The organism is Paraburkholderia sp. SIMBA_053 (genome assembly GCF_046534895.1).
In the GTDB taxonomy this organism is placed as follows: Bacteria; Pseudomonadota; Gammaproteobacteria; order Burkholderiales; family Burkholderiaceae; genus Paraburkholderia; species Paraburkholderia caledonica.
Window position 1 is genome coordinate 1 of sequence record NZ_JAWRXU010000182.1, and the last position, 386, is coordinate 386.

Annotated in this window: 1 protein-coding gene; it reads right to left on the reverse strand. The window is 62.7% G+C overall.

Annotated features, from left to right (window positions below):
• Positions 1–111 precede the first annotated feature (111 nt).
• Positions 112–386: SDR family oxidoreductase (locus SB753_RS35180; protein ID WP_410804672.1), on the reverse strand; the 275-nt coding region annotated here is incomplete at its 5' end.

A 386-nucleotide genomic window follows, 5' to 3' on the forward strand; every position in this document is an offset into this window, starting at 1 on the left:
GATCGTCAGACCGGCAAGCGCTTGCGCGCAGCGGGTCCGTTTCGCATTGGGTGAACGCATGTCGATGTCTCCTTTATCAGGCTTTGTTGTGATACTGCGTGCGCGCCGGTCTCAAACCACGCTGGTCAAACCGCCATCGACGAACAGCGTCTGCCCGTTGACGAAATCCGAAGCCGACGACGCCAGAAATACCGCAGCGCCGCACAGCTCTTCCACTCGGCCCCAGCGCCCCGCGGGCGTGCGCTTGCAAAGCCAGTCCGAGAAGTCGGGATCGTCGACGAGCGCGCGGTTCAGATCGGTTGCGAAGTAGCCCGGCGCGAGCGCATTGGCCTGAATGCCGGAACCGGCCCATTCCGCGCACATACCCTTGGTAAGCATGCGAATGG